Source organism: Candidatus Formimonas warabiya, assembly GCF_002777255.1.
Taxonomy (GTDB): Bacteria; Bacillota; Dehalobacteriia; order Dehalobacteriales; family Dehalobacteriaceae; genus Formimonas; species Formimonas warabiya.
The window spans coordinates 4,788,039-4,805,969 of the sequence record NZ_CP017634.1 but is presented as its reverse complement, the minus strand read 5'-3'; the positions used below and the strand labels follow the sequence as shown (position 1 = coordinate 4,805,969).

Below are 17,931 nucleotides of genomic sequence, written 5' to 3'. Positions count from 1 at the left end.
TGCTACTTTTGCGGCATCATGTGAATAGCCTTGCCTTCAATGCCCAAAACCGCTTCCAGAAAAGACTCGGCTAATGTGGGATGGGCATGGATGGCCCGGCCAATCTCTTCGGCAGTCAGACCTTGTTCCACGGCCAGAACACCTTCATGAATCAAATCACTGGCATGTGGGCCTAAGATATGTACGCCCATAATTTTTTTCGTATTTCCATCCGCCAGTACCTTTACCAGGCCGTCGGTCTCACCCATGGTTAAGGCCTTCCCGTTCGCAGCAAACATAAATTTGCTCACCAGGTAAGAAATGCCCCTGCTTTTAGCCGCCTCTTCCGTCAAACCTACGGCGGCTACTTCCGGGAAGGTGAAGACACAGGAGGGAACTGCATCATAGTTGATATGCCCTGATAACCCCAAAATGTTTTCCACCGCCGCCTTTCCTTCGTCTGAGGCCACATGGGCCAGCATTTGGCCTCCAATCACATCACCAATCGCGTAAATTCCCGGCACAGATGTGGCAAAATGACTGTCCACTGTGATTCCGCCCCGGCTGTAGGATACTCCTACTTCATCCAGGTGCAGCCCTGCCGTGTTAACCGACCTGCCGGCAGACACCAGTACTATTTCTGCATTCCATGCCACTTCGGCATTTTTCCCTTCGGCCAAAACCTGCAGCCCGCCACTTTCCCGGCGAATCTCTTTTACTTTTACGCCGGTTTCAATTTTGATGCCTTTTCTCTTCAGCAGCATGGTAAGTCTTTTTACAATTTCATCATCGACCCCAGGGAGGATGCGGGGGAGAAATTCCACCACCGTCACTTCAGTCCCAAAAGACTGGTATATTCCCGCAAACTCAATGCCTACAACCCCTCCCCCAATAATCACCATACTTTTCGGCACATGATCCAGCTCTAAAGCCTCCGTGCTGGTCATCACCCCGGGAAGATCCAGACCGGGGACAGGGATTTGGGCCGGTATGGACCCGGTGGCAATGATAATATTCTTTGCTTTTGCGCATTCTCTATTTCCGGAAGAAGTGACCACAGAGACCGTAGATTTGTCCATCAGGCTGCCTCTTCCGGGCAGCACCTCTACACCAAACCCTTTAAGCAATTGGCCAATCCCGGAACAAAGGCGGCTGACCGCCTCTTTTTTTCTGTCCTGAACTTTTTTCATATCCAGGTCATACCCCTGCAGCCGGATGCCGAACTCTCCGGCTTTTTTTAAGGTATTGAGCACCTGGGCGTTTTTATACAAAGACTTGGTGGGAATGCACCCCCGGTTCAAACAAGTTCCGCCCAATTTGTCCTCTTCTACCAGGGCTACCTTAGCGCCCAGATGGGCAGCCCGGATCGCCGCCACATATCCTCCGGGCCCTCCCCCCATGATCACGATATCTCTTTCCATCGTGTTACCTCCTGTCTTTTAGGCTTTACGGCTCTTTAAACGCATTTCTTGAGAAATTACGTAAATTGAGAAGCCCCGTCAGGGACTTCTCAACTTACTGCCCTATTATTCTAGCCTTGTTTCCCCGGCTTCCAGCGCACCACCGGATTCCGGGCGGCGGCGGCCTCATCCAGACGCCCTACCACCGTCTGATGGGGAGCGGATCTAACCATGTCCGGATCCGTATCAACTTCTCCGGCAATCTGGCGGAGCACTTGGATGAATTCGTCCAGGGTTTCCTTGCTCTCCGATTCCGTAGGTTCAATCATCAATGCCTCGTGGACAATGAGAGGAAAATAGATGGTGGGGGGATGGAATCCGAAATCCAGCAGCCGCTTGGCAATATCCAAGGTGGATACGCCCTTGTTTTTTTGGCTTTGCCCGGACAGGACACACTCATGCATACAGATGCGGTCATAAGGCAATTGATAGACGTCCTTGAGTTTGGCGGCCAGATAGTTGGCATTGAGCACCGCCGCCTCGGATGCCTGCTTCAGGCCGTCCGGTCCCATACTCCGGATAAAAGCATAGGCTTTGACAACGACATTAAAATTACCGTAAAAGGCTTTCACTTTACCGATGGAAAGGGGCCGGTCATAGTCAAAATAATACTTGCCGTCCTTACATTCAATTAGGGGTTTGGGCAAGAAAGGCACCAGATCTTTCTTCACGCCTACCGGCCCGGCACCGGGCCCCCCTCCACCGTGGGGCGTACTAAAGGTCTTATGCAGATTCAAGTGCACCACATCAAAACCCATATCTCCCGGGCGGGTAATGCCCATAATGGCATTGGCGTTTGCGCCGTCATAATAGAGGAGCCCCCCCGCCTGGTGCACAATCTCCGCAATTTCCCGGATATTTTCCTCGAACAGGCCCAAGGTGTTGGGGTTGGTTAGCATTAAGCCGGCTATTTCCTCACTCATCAGGCTCCTGAGGGCCGCTAAATCCACACCGCCCCGGGCGCTGGATTTCACCTCGATCACATCAAATCCGGCTACCGCCGCGGACGCCGGGTTGGTCCCATGGGCGGCATCCGGCACCACTATTTTGGTGCGCCTGTGATCGCCCCGGTATTGATGATAGGCTTTGATGATCATTAATCCGGTCATTTCTCCGTGGGCTCCTGCCGCGGGCTGGAGGGAAACTCTGTCCATGCCGGCAATTTCCGCCAGCATCTGATCCGTCAGATACATCAATTCCAAAGCTCCCTGAACCGTCTCTTCCGGCTGGTAGGGATGCAATTTGGTAAAACCGTCCAGACGGGAAAGGGCCTCATTGATCTTAGGATTATATTTCATAGTACAACTGCCTAAAGGATAAAAGCCGGAATCCACCCCGTGATTGCGCTGGGACAGCCGGGTAAAATGGCGTACGGCATCAAGCTCGCTTACTTCAGGCAGTTCCGGAGAAACAGCGCGCAGGTATTCCGAAGGAATCATTTGGGCCACTGGTGCTTCAGGGACATCGCACCGGGGCAGCCCATAGGCCTTGCGTCCCGGCCTGCTGATTTCAAAGATTAAAGATTTCTCTTTCATGCCATTTCCCCTGCCTTTCGTACCAGAGCATCAATTTCTGACCTGGTTCTTTTTTCCGTAACGGCAATTAACCACCCCGGAGCAAGTTCCGGGTAGTCCCGGCCCAAATCATAGCCGCCGATTATTTTTTCCCTCAACAACCTTTGATTCAATTCTTGTACGGGCGTATCCGTTCTCAGAACAAATTCTTTAAAGAAGGGAGCAGTAAAGGCCGGAGAAAATTTCCCCGTTTTCACCAGTTGGTCGAAAGTATAATGGGCTTTTTGCAGGCATAAATGGGCCACTTCTTTCAAGCCCTGCTTTCCCAGCAGGGTTAAGTAAATGGTGGCCGTTAAGGCATTGAGTGCTTCATTGGAGCAGATATTGGATGTGGCCTTTTCCCGGCGGATATGCTGTTCCCGGGTCTGAATCGTCAGCACAAACCCCCTGTTGCCAAATTTGTCTACCGTTTCTCCCACGATCCGGCCGGGCATTTTCCGCATCAGTTTTTCCGTGGCGGCAAAGAAGCCCAGATAAGGCCCGCCAAAACTGACCGGGTTCCCCAATGCTTGCCCTTCGCCGACCACAATGTCGGCGCCCAGTTCGCCGGGAGATTTCAGGACCGCCAGAGAAACTGGATCCACACTAACTACAAACAAGCTCTTATTGCCATGGGCTAATTCTGCTATTTCTTTTAAGGATTCCATAATGCCGAAGAAATTGGGGCTTTGCACAATTACCGCCGCCGTATTGGCCGTGATCTTGCTCTCCAAGTCCTTCAGGTCTACCTGCCCGTTCTGGTACCCCACCTCCTGAACCCGGATGCCCCGGAACTTACAATAGGTATCGATCACTTCCCTGCTTTCCGGGTGGACACTTTTCGCCACCAGTATTTCCTGACGCCGGACAGACTGGCAGGCCATCAAGGCCGCTTCCGCCAAGGCGCTGGCCCCGTCATACATGGAGGCATTGGCCACATCCATTCCTGTCAGCTCGCACACAAAAGTCTGATACTCAAAAATGGACTGCAGGGTGCCCTGGCTGATTTCCGGCTGGTAAGGGGTATAGGCGGTATAAAACTCCTGCCGGGAAATCAGCTGGTCGATCACGCTGGGCACGAAATGGTCATAAGCCCCGGCGCCGAGAAAACAAGGATATTCTTCCAGGCTACAATTTCTTTGGGCCAGGTTCCTCATGTGTCTGACCAGCTCCATTTCCGACAGCTCTTCCGGGAGATCCAGCTTCCTCTTTAAGCGTACCTCCGGAGGAACATCCTGGAAAAGATCCTCGGTCGTATCCAGGCCAATTTCTTTCAGCATTTCCCCCTGCTGTTCCGCCGTATTCGAAATGTATCTGGACACGGTTTAGTCCTCCTCTGCGCAGAGCTTTTCATATTCCGCCGCATCCAACAGTGCCTCCAGCTGGGACAGATCACTTAATTCCAGGGAAGCAAGCCAGCTGCCATAGGGATCCTGGTTGATGTTTCCCGGGTTATCCAGCAGTTCTTCATTAATCTCTCTTACGGTTCCCGATACGGGAGCATAAACGTCGGAAACTGCTTTTACCGATTCTACTACGCCTAACGGGCTGCCGGCGCTTAACTCGTCACCTACCTGGGGCAGTTCTACGAAAACAATTTCGCCCAAATGGCCCTGGGCATAATCAGTGAGCCCGACCAACCCTTTACTTCCTTCCACCTTTACCCATTCATGGGTCTTAGTATACTTTAATCCCTGAACAACTTGCATGTTTAAACCCTCCTTGTTTATTTTTGTTATTTAACGCCAAATCTCTCCCTTACTGCTTCCGGTTCAAAGGGTCCTCCATGGGAGGCAAATATTTTCCGGGGTTCATCGTGCATAATCCTTCGGATGCTTTCTTCCACCTGTGCCACATCATCGGCAAAAAGGGGCAGCTCCGGTCTGGTTTTGGGGAAAAAACCCATCATTAAGTCCCCCACAATTACCTCCCGGCTCTCTAGAATCACAGAGACAGATCCCGGCGTATGGCCCGGAGTCGCTATCACTTTCCCGGGCACCCCATAGGCAGCCAAACTGAATTCCTCATCAAGAAGAATATCGGGTTCCAAACCCATGCCCAGGGGTTCCCGGTTTTCCAGAGCGGTCAACAACCGGCCCAGTCTGCGTGTGGGCTGAAGTTTCCCGTTGATACCCTTTCTTAAATGATCGGCATCACATGAATGAATGGCAACCGGGGCCCCGGTCCGTTCTTTTAATCCCCCGGCGCCGCCAAAATGATCATCGTGACCGTGGGTAAGCACAATCAGGGCCAGGTCTTTAGGGTCCAACCCTTTTTGGATCATTTTTTGGCAAAGCAGATCTTCCGTTCCCGAAAAACCTGTATCGATTAAGATCAATTTCGTCCCTTTCAGGACAAATACGGAAACCTGCCCTAAGGAAATTGGAGTTACCAAAGATCGAATTTCAGGCATCATTCCACCTGTCCTGAGGAGATGGACCGGTACCGGTCCATAGGAGTTGCTTTCAGGATTTCCCCTGCTTCATCCGCATGGTAAGAGCTGCGCACAAAGGGGGCGGAAGCAACATATTTGAACCCCATGCCTTCCCCTAAGCTTTTGTATTGGGCAAAAATTTCGGGATGAATATAGGCCACGACGGCATGATGCTGCTTCGAGGGGGCCAGATATTGGCCGATCGTGAGCAGATCACAATCAACGGCACGCAAATCTTGCATCAGATCTCTGATCTCTTGCTCCTCTTCCCCTAACCCCACCATGATCCCGGATTTCGTATAAATACCGGGGTCCAGCTTCTTTACTACTCTGAGAAGTTCCAGTGACCGCTGATAATTTGCTAGAGGGCGTACCGACGGATATAATCTTGGCACCGTCTCCACATTGTGATTCAGGATATCCGGTTTGGCTTTCACCACGACGGATAATGCTTTTTGATCACCCCGGAAATCGGGGATCAGTACTTCTACCAGGATGCTTTCATTTATCCTTTTGATGCATCTAATAGCTTGGGCAAAATGACCGGCCCCGCCGTCGGCAAGATCGTCTCTTGTCACGGAGGTAATGACCACATGTTTCAGTTGGAGTGCTTTTACCGCCTCAGCGATATGAGCGGGTTCGTCGGGGTCAACAGGTTGTGCTTCTCCTTTTATCACATTACAAAAGGTGCAGTTTCTGGTGCATACCTGACCCAAAATCATAAAAGTGGCCGTCTTTTTGGCGAAACATTCCATGAGATTCGGGCAGTTTGCTTCCTTACACACGGTATGTAAAGAGAGCCTTCTCAGGATTCTTTCTGTCTCGGGTACCTTTTCTGCCCCAAGTAATTTGATCTTCAGCCAATCCGGTTTACGCGTATGCATAGAAACCTTCCTTTCCCTTTCCCTTCTCTTTCCCATTAACCTGCCATCTGGAATAAAGTTTCTGTATCGATGATCTGGGGCTCCACATCAAATGCCGCACAGAAATACTTGATCACCTGTTCATGAACAACAGCCAAATTCTGGGGGCAGCCCACGATTTTATGTAAAGATGTCACCCCTTTGTCTGAAATGCCGCAAGGATGAATCCACTGGAAATGGTCCAGGTCGGTATTGACATTAAAAGCAAAACCATGCATGGTGACCCAGCGTTTAAGGGAGCAGCCGATGGCCGTAATTTTGTCATCGCCCACCCATACGCCGGGATACTTGGCATTTCTGCCCGCCTGAATGCCATATTCCTTTTGCATGAGCTGAATAAAGGTCTCTTCAATCCTGCGGAAATACCCCGGAACATCTCTGCCAAAACCCTTTAGATCTAGAATAGGGTACCCGACGATTTGACCGGGCCCATGGTAGGTGACATCACCGCCCCGGTTTACTTTAAATACTTGAACCCCACGGGCTTTTAAGGCTTCTTGGGGAGCGATAATATTGGAGCCGTCGGCCTTTAAGCCCAGTGTCAGGGTGGGAGGGTGCTCCAGAAGCAGCAAAACATCGTTGATTGTTCCCTGTTGCCGCAGTTTTAACAGGCGCTCTTGAAGATGTAAAGCCTCTTGATAGTCGATGGTTCCCAGCAGGGATACCGTTAACGGCAGCATCATCAAACCTCCTTACCGGCCCTGGTCTAGTTCAGAAAAATAAAAGGCGCAGCAAAATATTATTGCCGCGCCTCTGTCTTCTGACCTGAGAGATTAACCCGTTTTTCTACGGTTTGCTCCTTCGGTGTCATTTGACTTTCCAGAGTCGAGTCCGGATCCGGTCCTGAAACCTGAAAGTTTCACTTCGGATTTGGCAAAATCAGAAGCTTACTTCTTCGGTGCCTTTTGGCTCTCCCGTATCCCTCATTCTCTACTGATGATAAATAAAAACCTTTTTCATTACTTCTATCTTACTACCATCCCATTAAACCGTCAATAAAAACTTATCACCTTCCCTATCGCCCCATGACTTTTTTTGCTTCTAAGCTTTCGCTTTCAGGTTGCGGTTAGCTCTTTCCACAACCTCTTTAATTCTTTTCTGAATTCCCTCAGGCAGCGGTTCCGGCTCGTAGTTGAGAATAATGTCTTTGACCTTTTCATTGGCCGCTTCCGTCATGCTTTTGCCTCCCGCCTCTTTCCAGGCCTCATAGCCCTGGCGGTTGATTAAACCGGGTTTCCAGTTTTCCTCCTCAGAGAATTTTGCCGTATGGTCCTGCTCTCGGAAACTGCCTCCCGGGCCAATCTGATCAATCAGGTCCACTGCCAGCCTTTCATCATCAAATTTAATACCCTTCACCAGCCTTCGGGCCATGCCGATGATATCGTCCGCCATGGTGAGAAGCTCCAAACTCGCGGTACTTCCGTACTCTACATAACCCACGTCATGATTCAGGTTTGGTCCGGACATGGCCGTCATGGCAATAGAAAGAGCAGCCTCCAGTCCGGCCTGTTCATCCGGAATACAAGAATCCGTACAACCGGCCGTACCGAACATGGGCAATCTCAGATAGTGGGCCATATCGGCAAGGGCCGACATGAGCAGGTCAAACTCAGGCGAACCGTAAGAGAAAATGGTTGTGCCCATATCCATCACGGTGAATACCCCGCCCATAATAAAGGGAGCTCCTTCCCGGGTACATTGATTGAGTACTAAACCGCTTAAACTTTCCGCGATTCCTTGGACCAACACTCCCGCCATGGTGGAAGGAACGGTGCCTCCTGCCATCACACAGGGGGTATAAACCACCGGAAGGGCTTTTTTAGCGGCCAGGACCAATTTTGACGCTGCTTCCCAAGCATGCTGCAGGGGAGAAATCGGTTCCGCATACAGCGTCATAAAAGGATTTTTGCGCAGTTCTTCTTCCCCGCCGGCAATGATTTCACACATCTCAATAATATCGGCAAATCCGTAAATATCATGGGCCGTGGTCACAATCGGCTTGCCCGTATTTAATACCTGGACTTCAAATTGGTACCGGTCTGAGATTAAGAGGGGCACATTTTGCACAATACCCAGGGACATGACAAAATCAATGTTGGGAAGAGCATCAATGACTTTGCACGCCCACCCCACCGACTCTACCGTAGACCGCTTTCTTTCCCCGGTAAAGGGGTCAATATAAAAAGGGGTATCGGATCCTGTCCCAAAGTAGGCATTGTTACCTTCTAAAAGCACATCCCGGGAACCGGTGCGGCTGTTGCACAAGGTAACCCGGTGGGGTACCGTGGCCAAGGCCCGGTCCACCAGGTAAGAAGGAATCCTGACCCGATTGCCCGCTACAAAACAGCCTGCTTTTTTTAAAATTCCCAGCGCTTCCTCATCATAATAAGTAGCCCCGGTGCGTTCCAGCACCTCTTGGGCGGCCAGATAGATTTCCCCGCATTGACCGGGAGAGAGAATATTAAACACCGTGCTGGCATTTGCCTTGTAATTGCTTCTCGATTTCATCCGAATTTCTCCTTTCTTCGTTACAAGCCTTCGTTACAAGCGGCGGCAAGAATTTATCAAATTAAGCCCTGCTTTTCAGGGCAGCCAAAATTTTGTTTATTCCGGCCAGTCTATCTTCCGGCAGGGGTTCCGGTTGGTGCGTATGCAAAATGTTTTGGGTCTTTTCATTCACCCGTTTGCTCAGTGTCTTCTTTCCACCGGCCACCCAATCGTCATAACGGTTTCTGTTCAACAAAGAAGGCCACCATGTTTCCCCACGGAAATTCGTAAGGGTGTGTTCCGCGCCCAAAAAATGGCCTCCCGGTCCTACTTCGTCAATGACATCTACCGCCATGGTTTCATCCGTTGCCGGGATCCCTTTTAAGACTCTTTTCACCATGCCGATAATTTCATTGTTCATGACCAGTAAATCTAAAGAAGCGGTATTTCCGGACTCCACTATATTACATCCCTGGATCAGATTGGCCCCACTTAGCCCCCCGGATAACAGGGAAAATACGGCCTCCACACTTCCTTGGGCATCAATGGCTTTGGCATCGGTGCATCCGCCCATGACAAAGCTGGGAATGTGTAAATAGCGGCACACATCCACGAAAGCGGATGAGAGCAGGCCATGCTCAGGAGACCCGTAAGACCGGGTATTGGTACCCTTGTCCAGAGCAGAGATGAGTCCCCCCATCACAATTGGGGCCCCCGGCTTCGTCAACTGATGGGCAGCCAAACCCACCAGGCAATCGGCTAAAACCAGCACCAGAGATCCGGCCATGGTTCCGGGCGCCGTATCCCCTGAAAAAGCTTGTGTGGAATAGATTACAGGGATTTGGTTTTTACCGGCAAAGATTGCCGCATCTATAGCCCCTCCGGCACCTTTTAGGGGTGCGGTTGATTCCACCCGGAGCATGAAGAAGGGATTTCTCTCTACTGCCTCCTTACTGCCGGCCACGGCAACGGCAATATCCATGATATCGGTGCATTGCTCCACAGTGGAAACCTGCACAATGATCGGCTTGACGGTATTTTTTACTAAATCGGCAAATGCATAAACGCCTTGTCCCGCGGCAAAGTCTATATTGGATAACGCATCACAAACCAGAGCCGTTTTTTCATCATCTGAATTTTGGAAAGCCCTTCTTTCTCCGGTGAGGGGGTCAAGCACAAAGCTTTGGCCAGAACCGGGACCCAGATAAATATTCTGTGCCTCTAAAAACAAGGTGCGTTTTCCCGTCCTGTTGCTGATCACCAGGCGGCAAGGCACATTCTTCACCAGCCTCTCGATTACAGCCGAAGGAAAACGAACCCGGTTCCCGTCCACCCAGCCCCCGTTGTCCTGGAATAATCTCAGCGCCTCTGCGCTATCTATCTCTACTCCGGTTCTCTCTAAAATCTCAAGTGCACCCAAGTAGGCTTCCTCACATTGGTCATTGCTTAACACCTTAAACTGGGGTGTCCGGTTCACTTCATAATTGGCTTGAACATATAAACTCTTATTGGTCACTTGCGGTCTCTCCTTTCTTAAACACGCTTTTTTTCACGGCTTTCCGAGATACAATTATCCAATAATAAAGGCTCCACCTCCCCTTTTTCTTGATGCTCCGCACAATGCTCTGATGTCAAGGCCCCGTTTAAGGCCAAAAAATACCTTGGGAATTCTTGTAAAACAAATCGCTACAGCACTATTTTTTTCTCTTAAGTTCTAAAAGTATATTACTAACATTCATTGGTTATTTCTTCATTTTTTTGGAATTTCCTTCAAGTATTATAAAAATTTCAACTGCCCGGACCGTGGATGATGGCATACTTGCCAATTATAAGAAAAACCGGGTTTCCATATACCCGGTTTTTTTATTTTAACCCGATTCAAGATGATGTAAACACACCCAAGGATAGATTTTTTTGCTCTAGAAAACTTGGCTTGCGCCAAGCCTCTGGCGACAGCAGAAGCCCTAGTTGCACTTATACTTTCAACCTTTTGAAATTTATAATTTTTGAAAGTATAAAAAAGTCTGCCCAGCATTGGACCATTTTTGTTATCAAAGCGATCCCGCTAGAGGTGGCACTTGAGCCAGTTCTGATCACAAATCGTATTCACCCAAGCTGCTTCATTAGAAAGACCGGCAACAAAAATTCTGTCATTTGCATCGGCATGTTTTTGAAAATACCTTCTCATGGCGAAAACAGAAGAGTCGGAAATAATGATCCAAGATGAATCTGTAACACGGGTCCGGATGCCATAACTTTCAATGGCTTTGATTAAACCGGAACAATCCTTGTCTTTCTGACAAATGTCACACGTCACAATTACAGCAGCCATGGCATATTCACCTCCTCCTAAAAATATATGTATATCATTCTACCACAATATGGAATCTCCTGTATAGACCAACCCTTTTTACAGATAAAATCAGGGAAATAAGAAAGAAGTGCCGCCGTTTCAGACTCACTTCTTTATTAATTTATGTGGACGTTGAAGATATAGCAAAAGATACCCTATTCTTGATCAAAAACCGTCTGCCCCTCCACCGGCACGGTAAGGGCGTGGAGCGCTTTTTTAACCAACTTTCTGCGCAGGGATTTTTCCTCCTCTTTTGACAAGGAAGGATTCCCCAGGGGATAGGGAATAGCGACGGTGGGTACAATCCGGTTGGCCCCCACCGTGAGAGAAATCGGTGCTACGGTACACATATGCACCACCGGCACCCCTGTACTTTCAATCTCTTTCACCATCGTTGCCCCGCAACGGGTACAGGTTCCTCAGGTGGACGTGAGAATTACAGCGTCCACGCCGGCGGCCTGCAAATCCTGAGCAATAGCGGCCGCATATTTTTTGGAATTGGCCACAGATGTGCCATTCCCCACCGTCGCATACCAATATTCATGGAGTTTGCCGATAACACTTTGGTCCTCCAGCTCTCTTAACACGTCAACAGGCAAGACCCGGTCCGCATCCTCATTGGCATAAACCGGGTCATAACCGCCATGGGCAGTTTCATAGGCTTCCGCCGTTAAATCCCTTACTCCTGCCAGGCTGTACTTGCCGTATTTGGATGCACTGGAGGCTTCAATGCGGTCCGGATTTCCTTTCGGCACAATCCCTCCGGAAGTAACAAGAGCAATGGTTGCTTTGGCCAGGTCTTTCACAGGCGGTCCGGGAGCCACCCGGTCGAACACGGGCATGGGATATTCGGTCTCAAAGTTTTCTCCTTTTATCTTCTTCACCAGCATGTCTACGGCTCTTTTGGCCCCCCGCTCTGCTGCGAAAAAATTAACCCGAAGCCCCCGGGGAATATAGCCTTCTTCCAAAGGGCTGCCCACTGGGGATCCTTGACCGAGTTTTAGCGCCAGCTTCGCCATGGAGGGGATCGCTTTGCGCATGCCGGCTGCGGTATTTCCTGTTTCCACAATAAAGGCATATCTGCGATAAAGATCCACCCCGGGATTTTCCGGATACATCCCGGAGACTACCGGCACTTGAAGCTTTTCAGAAACTGCTTTGGCTACAGCACCGCAGGCGACCCCGTAACGTCCGGCGTTAAAGGCAGGGCCGGCGATCACCACATCCGGATGATACTTCTTGATCATGGCCACTACATCCCCGCCTGCGGCATCCATATTTTCATTAAAAAAGGAATCCCCGCAAATGACGGTGGCGACAATCTCCCCTCCTTCTCCCATGGCGCCGTTCAAGGCCATACCCGGCCCCACCGCACCTTCCCGTAGTTGGGGAGGGATATCCGCTTTTTCTTCCCCGCCCATCTGTCCAAAAAACTGGTTTAGATAATGGACAACCTTAATTTTGCTCACGCTGCTTCCCTCTTTCTATTAATAACCTCTAACCTCTGGCGCTCAGTTTTCCAAAGCCCAATTCATTGGTGGCCCCCGTAATCACCTGGATCTCCGCGGTAATACTGCCATCCTGGGAAAGGCTGCCTGCACTGCCGCCGGTAATTTTGTCCGCCACTTCCGGGTAGCCGATCACTTTTTCCATAGGGGGGAGGGTGATCACCTGATTGGCATTTCCTGCGCTCACCACGGCATTGCCAAGGGGGGTAGAGTCTGCCAGGGACTGAGAAGCCCCGTCCTGTCCCGCATATTCGTCGGTAATCAAAACGGTGATAATCCCTTTCTTCTCCAGCTTCGCGCAATTCATCACCAGGTCGGCGTCAGGATTGCCGAATCCTTCTTCTGAGACAATGACGGCATCCGCGCCCAGAAATTCCACCAGCTTCGCGGTATAGTCGGAAGAGCGTTCTTTATCCGCCAGCGTCACATTTTCGTTGGTCACAACTACGCCCAGAAAATTGATATCCTTGCCATAGCGTTCGTAAAGTTCATGGATCACAGGACTGTTTTGATGAATATAAGTAGGGTTCTTATCACAGGCCGATACACAGTTTCCGCTGGCAATTGCTCCGTCCATCACCTCTGTGGGATAGATGAAGGTAGGGATTATTTTCTTCACATCTACCCCATAAAGGTAGGTGTCATGGAGTAATCCCTGGCTCTGGAGCATATAGACATAGACAACCTTGGGAAGGCCGGGATACTCCTGAACCTGTTCCAGGATCGGTTTTGTTTCATAGACCTGAACCTGATCAGGCTTCTCGCCCCGCCCTGCCTCTCCCAGGTAAGCGGCAGCCCGAAAGCCCGCCATTCTTACCACCAGCTCATGTTCGTGCTGGTGGATACCTGCCCCGGGCTCCACTTTAAGGACAATATTCCGGGTTTCGGAAAAAGGCGTATACCTGGCCCCGATCCCGGACATATCAATAATTCCTTCCTGGAAACCGGCAATTCTTCCCGTAGTAATGACAGCCGCTCCTTTCAAAACATGGGTCCTTCCTTCGCCCACAGTTTCCACAGCACTAATGAATCCAGGCAATATTCCTCCCCTTCCGGACACTTTCACCCGAGGCTCAATCACATCTTTTACCGGCATAATCCTGGTTTTTTCCCCCGGCTTTGCCAAATCAACCTCTATCGAGGCAATCCGTTCATCATCTCCCGCCACCTGAGCCAGCTCATCCTTGTTGATGTAGAGCACATTCTTCAAAACTTCAGTCCGACTGCCGAATTGAACATCTGTAATATAAATATCACCCAGTTCCAGACGCACCAGCTTCACCCCCAGCTCAAATTTTCCCTTCATTGATCCAATTCTGCTTCCCCGTCATCAAGAGAAAGCTTTCCCGAATTTAGAGATTTCTTTCCTCTTCCCGCTCCGGAAGGGGCAAGGATCCTCCTTCTAAAATAAATCCCGCAGGCAAACTATCCACGGCAGATTGGAGCAGGCTTAAGTCCATCCGCTGAAAATCACGGATCACCCTTTCACTCCATTTTCTTTCCAGGGCCGGTGAATGATTCAGCACTTCCATTGCCGACTCCATTAATCTTACCGACCGGTCATCAACGGTCTTACTCTTAGCTGTCAGAATAAGGGATTTAAAAGGAGTTTCATTTAGTTGCACGCTTCCCGCCAAAGGATGATTGATCACGCTGCACCCCAGGTGAATCAGGTTTCTCGCGTGCACGAGAACCTGCCGTAAAGATCCCTCTATCTTTTGAGAGCCTGGATAGGCCTGCCATACTTTAGGGTTATTGCTGATAATAAAGGCCCTTTCCATCCCATCACCCGGCTAAAATTTTTATTTTCTGTCCCAACTAAAATCAAGGATTTAAATCAAAATATTCAACGGGGCATTTCATATCTAAATAAGACAGGGGCTAAGCAGCCTCCTCAGCTGCCGCCCCTCTGTCCATTCACCCGAAGGATGAACTGTTGACCAGTTTACTCCTCCGGTGTCCCATCACTTTCCAGAGTTGAGTCCGGAATGCGGTCTCTTCGCCTGAAAGGCTCACTCTTGACCCGGCCAGCCAAAGTTTGCTTTTTCGCTCTCCGTTGGAATTCTCTCCTGTCTAGCATTCTCAAAAATATTCTTTTTAATCGTCTAAATGATCTGGAGACAGGAGAAAATTAAAAAGCACAACAGTATTTAACTGCTGTGCCTCTGTCCTTGAACATAAAAGATTAACCAGTTTATCTGGTTTGCCCCGTCGGTACGGTTTCCGGAAAATTTTATCCATGGGAATCGCCTTTCACTCTTACAGGCCCATTTCTTCCTTAACTTGTTTAAAGCAAGACACAGCAAAGTCCAAATCTTCTTTGCTATGGCCCGCAGATACCTGCGTCCTGATTCTGGCTCTGCCCTGAGCTACAACTGGATAAGAAAAACCGATTACATATACCCCTTTTTCCAGCATCCGTCCGGCAAATTTTGCTGCTATACTAGCATCATACAGCATAATTGGTACAATCGGATGAACACCAGGCAGCACATCAAAACCTATCTTCGCAATCTCCTCTCGAAAATAACGTGTATTCTCGTGTAGTCTATCCCGATATTGCGTTGAACTGCCCAGCATATTCAAGGCTTCCAGGGCGGCGGCGGCAATAGCCGGAGCCAGAGTATTGGAAAAAAGATAAGGTCTGCTTCTCTGCCTAAGTAGTTGAATGATTTCTTTCTTACTGCTGGTATATCCACCGGACGCCCCACCCAACGCCTTCCCCAAAGTACCTGTAATAATATCCACACGCCCCATGACACCACAATATTCATGGCTGCCCCGGCCCTTATCTCCCATAAAACCAACCGCATGGCTGTCATCCACCATCACCAATGCGTCATATTCCTCTGCCAAATCACAAATGCCGGACAAGTTGGCAATATACCCATCCATAGAGAAAACACCATCTGTTGCGATCAATTTAATTCTAGCGTTTCCTGCTTCTTCGAGCTTAGCTCTTAAGTCTTCCATATCATTATTTTGATATCTTAGACGTTTAGCTTTGCATAAACGAACTCCATCAATAATACTGGCATGATTTAATTCATCGCTAATAATAACGTCTTCTTCTCCCAGTAAGGTTTCAAATAAACCTCCGTTGGCATCAAAACAGGAAGAATATAATATGGTGTCCCCCATGCCCAAAAAGCTGCTAAGAGCATGCTCTAATTCCTTATGCACCCCTTGGGTGCCGCAAATAAAACGAACGGAAGAAAGCCCGAAGCCCCACTGATCAAAACTCTTTTTTGCCGCATCAATCAAATAAGGATGGTCCGCTAAACCCAAATAATTATTGGCACACATATTTAAAACTTGCTTCTTGCTGGCAGTATCTATTCTGCTGCTTTGCGGTGAAAATATCACACGTTCTTCTTTGTAAGTCCCTGCTTCTTTAATGGCTTCTATTTCCCTGCTTATATAATTAAAAGCCGTTTTCATCTTGCTAAACATCCCTTTCGTTTCACCAACTATTGGACTTTATCCAATCAGTCTTGCGCACAATTCTACAGCAGAAGCGGCATCGGGAGCAAACCCGTCGGCACCGATTTCATCAGCAAAGTCCTGGGAAATGGGCGCGCCGCCCACGATGCATTTTACTCTTAATCCTTCTTCTTTAATTAATTCAATGGTGTCTTTCATGTGCAGCATGGTGGTGGTTAGGAGTGCTGACAAGGCAACGATATCCGGGTGATGTTCTTTAATGGCGGCAACGAATTTTTCAGGAGCAATGTCAATCCCTAAGTTAACCACATGAAAGCCGCCGCTTTCCATCATCATACCGACTAGGTTCTTCCCAATATCATGGAGATCACCTTTCACGGTTCCAAGTAAGATTTTTCCTTTACTGGGCATATCTTTGTCAGCGATTAAAGGCTTGACGATTTCGATGCCGGCAGCCATGGATTTTGCGGACATAAGCACTTCAGGAACGAACATTTCTCCGTTTTTGAAGCGCGCTCCCACTACATTCATCCCGGCGATCAAACCCTGGTTGATGATATCTAAGGGATTGGTACCCGCGTCTATCAGAGCTTTAACATAATCTCTTACCTGAGTTTGGTTTCCGGAAATAACGTTTTTAGACAATTGTTCAAAACTTGACATCACAAAATCTCCTCCTATTTACTTATTCATTTAAATTTGGGTTGAATGAGTTAGTCAAACTACTTCGGTATCGCGTCAGGATAAAGCACAATTTTTCCCGACTTGCCGCTTTCCATCAATTCAAAAGCTTCTCGAAAATTTTCAAAAGTAAAGCGGTGGGTGAGAACCGGCGTGATATCAACTTCAGGATTGTTCAGGAAAGCGGCTGTTTGATACCATGTCTTAAAGATTTCTCTTCCCGTAATGCCGTGAAGGGTGGCCCCTTTAAAGACTACTTTATCGGCAAAATCAACCATCAAGGGTTTATCAGGAATGCCTAAAATAGAAATGTGGCCGCCATTTTTTAAAATTTTAAAGGCTAAATCAAAAGACTTTTCCGTCCCGGCCATCTCTAAAACCACATCAATACCCAAACCTTCTGTCAATTCTTTTATTTTGGCATGAACATCCGTTTCAAGGGGATTAAGGCAATATCCGGCACCCAATTTTTTCGCCAGGTCCAGCTTATATTTGTTAACATCCACGGCATAAACCGCTGAGGCGCCGTAAAACCTGGCTATGATCACGGCAAAGAGTCCAATCGCCCCGCATCCGTTAACCAACACCGATTTGCCCCTAATATCGCATGCCGAAACCGTCATAAGAGCATTTCCAAAAGGATCCTGAATCGAAGCCAATTCAGGAGAAACCTGGGGGTTGTTTTTCCATAAACAGCTATAAGGAACCCGTACATACTCGGCAAAAGCTCCGTTAAAGTCCACTCCAAGAATTTTATAGTCCTGACAGATGTGTCCCTGACCAGTACGGCATTGAGCACAAACACCGCAGGTCACATGGCACTCACCGGAAACATAATCGTCAATGCTAAATACCTCCGGAACTTCACAGCCTTTTTCCACGATCACACCGGCAAACTCATGTCCAAAAATCAGGGGAGGTTTAATTCTGTTACTGGCCCATTCGTTCCACTGATAAATATGAAGATCTGTACCGCAGATGGAACATACTTTTACTTTGATGAGTACGTCTTTGGTGCCTATAGAGGGTATATCCACCATGCGTAACTCCGCTCCCCGTGCCGGCCCGGCTTTTATAATGGCTTTCATTGTCCCTTTCACAACACCTTG

Annotated in this window: 16 protein-coding genes and 1 riboswitch; all 16 genes read right to left on the bottom strand. The window is 48.9% G+C overall.

Annotation, left to right across the window (positions count from 1 at the left end):
• Positions 1-2: 2 nt before the first annotated feature.
• Positions 3-1,400, bottom strand: coding sequence for a dihydrolipoyl dehydrogenase (lpdA, locus tag DCMF_RS21775; protein WP_148136376.1), 1,398 nt, complete (start codon positions 1,398-1,400; stop codon positions 3-5).
• 110 nt (positions 1,401-1,510) lie between these two features.
• Positions 1,511-2,974, bottom strand: a complete 1,464-nt coding sequence (gene gcvPB / locus DCMF_RS21770) for an aminomethyl-transferring glycine dehydrogenase subunit GcvPB (protein ID WP_148136375.1) — start codon at positions 2,972-2,974, stop codon at positions 1,511-1,513.
• The gene (gcvPA, locus tag DCMF_RS21765) at positions 2,971-4,314 is read right to left on the bottom strand and encodes an aminomethyl-transferring glycine dehydrogenase subunit GcvPA (RefSeq protein ID WP_148136374.1); all 1,344 of its coding nucleotides are present in this window, start codon (positions 4,312-4,314) and stop codon (positions 2,971-2,973) included. Before gcvPA ends, gcvPB begins: the two co-directional genes overlap by 4 nt.
• Before the next feature lie 3 nt (positions 4,315-4,317).
• The gene (gene gcvH / locus DCMF_RS21760; RefSeq protein WP_148136373.1) at positions 4,318-4,701 is read right to left on the bottom strand and encodes a glycine cleavage system protein GcvH; all 384 of its coding nucleotides are present in this window, start codon (positions 4,699-4,701) and stop codon (positions 4,318-4,320) included.
• A gap of 26 nt (positions 4,702-4,727) precedes the next feature.
• A complete protein-coding gene (locus tag DCMF_RS21755; protein ID WP_148136372.1) occupies positions 4,728-5,408 on the bottom strand; it encodes an MBL fold metallo-hydrolase in 681 nt (226 codons plus the stop codon).
• The gene (gene lipA, locus DCMF_RS21750; protein WP_148136371.1) at positions 5,405-6,346 is read right to left on the bottom strand and encodes a lipoyl synthase; all 942 of its coding nucleotides are present in this window, start codon (positions 6,344-6,346) and stop codon (positions 5,405-5,407) included. The genes DCMF_RS21755 and lipA overlap by 4 nt, the downstream gene beginning before the upstream one ends.
• Positions 6,346-7,032: a lipoyl(octanoyl) transferase LipB gene (gene lipB / locus DCMF_RS21745; RefSeq protein WP_236860088.1), complete on the bottom strand. Its 687-nt coding sequence runs from the start codon at positions 7,030-7,032 to the stop codon at positions 6,346-6,348. Before lipB ends, lipA begins: the two co-directional genes overlap by 1 nt.
• Positions 7,033-7,092: 60 nt before the next feature.
• Positions 7,093-7,182, bottom strand: a riboswitch (glycine riboswitch).
• Positions 7,183-7,390: 208 nt separating this feature from the next.
• Positions 7,391-8,857, bottom strand: coding sequence for a trimethylamine methyltransferase family protein (locus DCMF_RS21740; RefSeq protein ID WP_148136370.1), 1,467 nt, complete (start codon positions 8,855-8,857; stop codon positions 7,391-7,393).
• Positions 8,858-8,918: 61 nt separating this feature from the next.
• Positions 8,919-10,352: a trimethylamine methyltransferase family protein gene (locus DCMF_RS21735; RefSeq protein ID WP_148136369.1), complete on the bottom strand. Its 1,434-nt coding sequence runs from the start codon at positions 10,350-10,352 to the stop codon at positions 8,919-8,921.
• Between the two features lie 549 nt (positions 10,353-10,901).
• Entirely contained in the window at positions 10,902-11,168 is a 267-nt protein-coding gene (locus DCMF_RS21730; protein WP_148136368.1) for a CRISPR-associated protein Cas2, read from the bottom strand.
• Positions 11,169-11,344: 176 nt separating this feature from the next.
• Positions 11,345-12,658 (bottom strand): glycine reductase complex selenoprotein B, encoded by a 1,314-nt coding sequence (grdB, locus tag DCMF_RS21725; protein WP_148136367.1) that lies wholly within the window; start codon positions 12,656-12,658, stop codon positions 11,345-11,347.
• Positions 12,659-12,686: 28 nt separating this feature from the next.
• Entirely contained in the window at positions 12,687-13,970 is a 1,284-nt protein-coding gene (locus tag DCMF_RS21720) for a glycine/sarcosine/betaine reductase component B subunit (RefSeq protein WP_148138023.1), read from the bottom strand.
• A gap of 79 nt (positions 13,971-14,049) precedes the next feature.
• Complete coding sequence (locus tag DCMF_RS21715) at positions 14,050-14,478, bottom strand: GrdX family protein (RefSeq protein WP_148136366.1); 429 nt, start codon at positions 14,476-14,478, stop codon at positions 14,050-14,052.
• A gap of 478 nt (positions 14,479-14,956) precedes the next feature.
• Positions 14,957-16,138 (bottom strand): glycine C-acetyltransferase, encoded by a 1,182-nt coding sequence (locus tag DCMF_RS21710; protein ID WP_148136365.1) that lies wholly within the window; start codon positions 16,136-16,138, stop codon positions 14,957-14,959.
• Between the two features lie 39 nt (positions 16,139-16,177).
• Positions 16,178-16,804 carry a cobalamin B12-binding domain-containing protein gene (locus tag DCMF_RS21705; RefSeq protein ID WP_148136364.1) on the bottom strand — a complete coding sequence of 209 codons (627 nt, stop codon included), beginning with the start codon at positions 16,802-16,804 and terminating at the stop codon, positions 16,178-16,180.
• 59 nt (positions 16,805-16,863) lie between these two features.
• Positions 16,864-17,922 (bottom strand): L-threonine 3-dehydrogenase, encoded by a 1,059-nt coding sequence (gene tdh / locus DCMF_RS21700; protein WP_148136363.1) that lies wholly within the window; start codon positions 17,920-17,922, stop codon positions 16,864-16,866.
• Between the last annotated feature and the right edge of the window lie 9 nt (positions 17,923-17,931).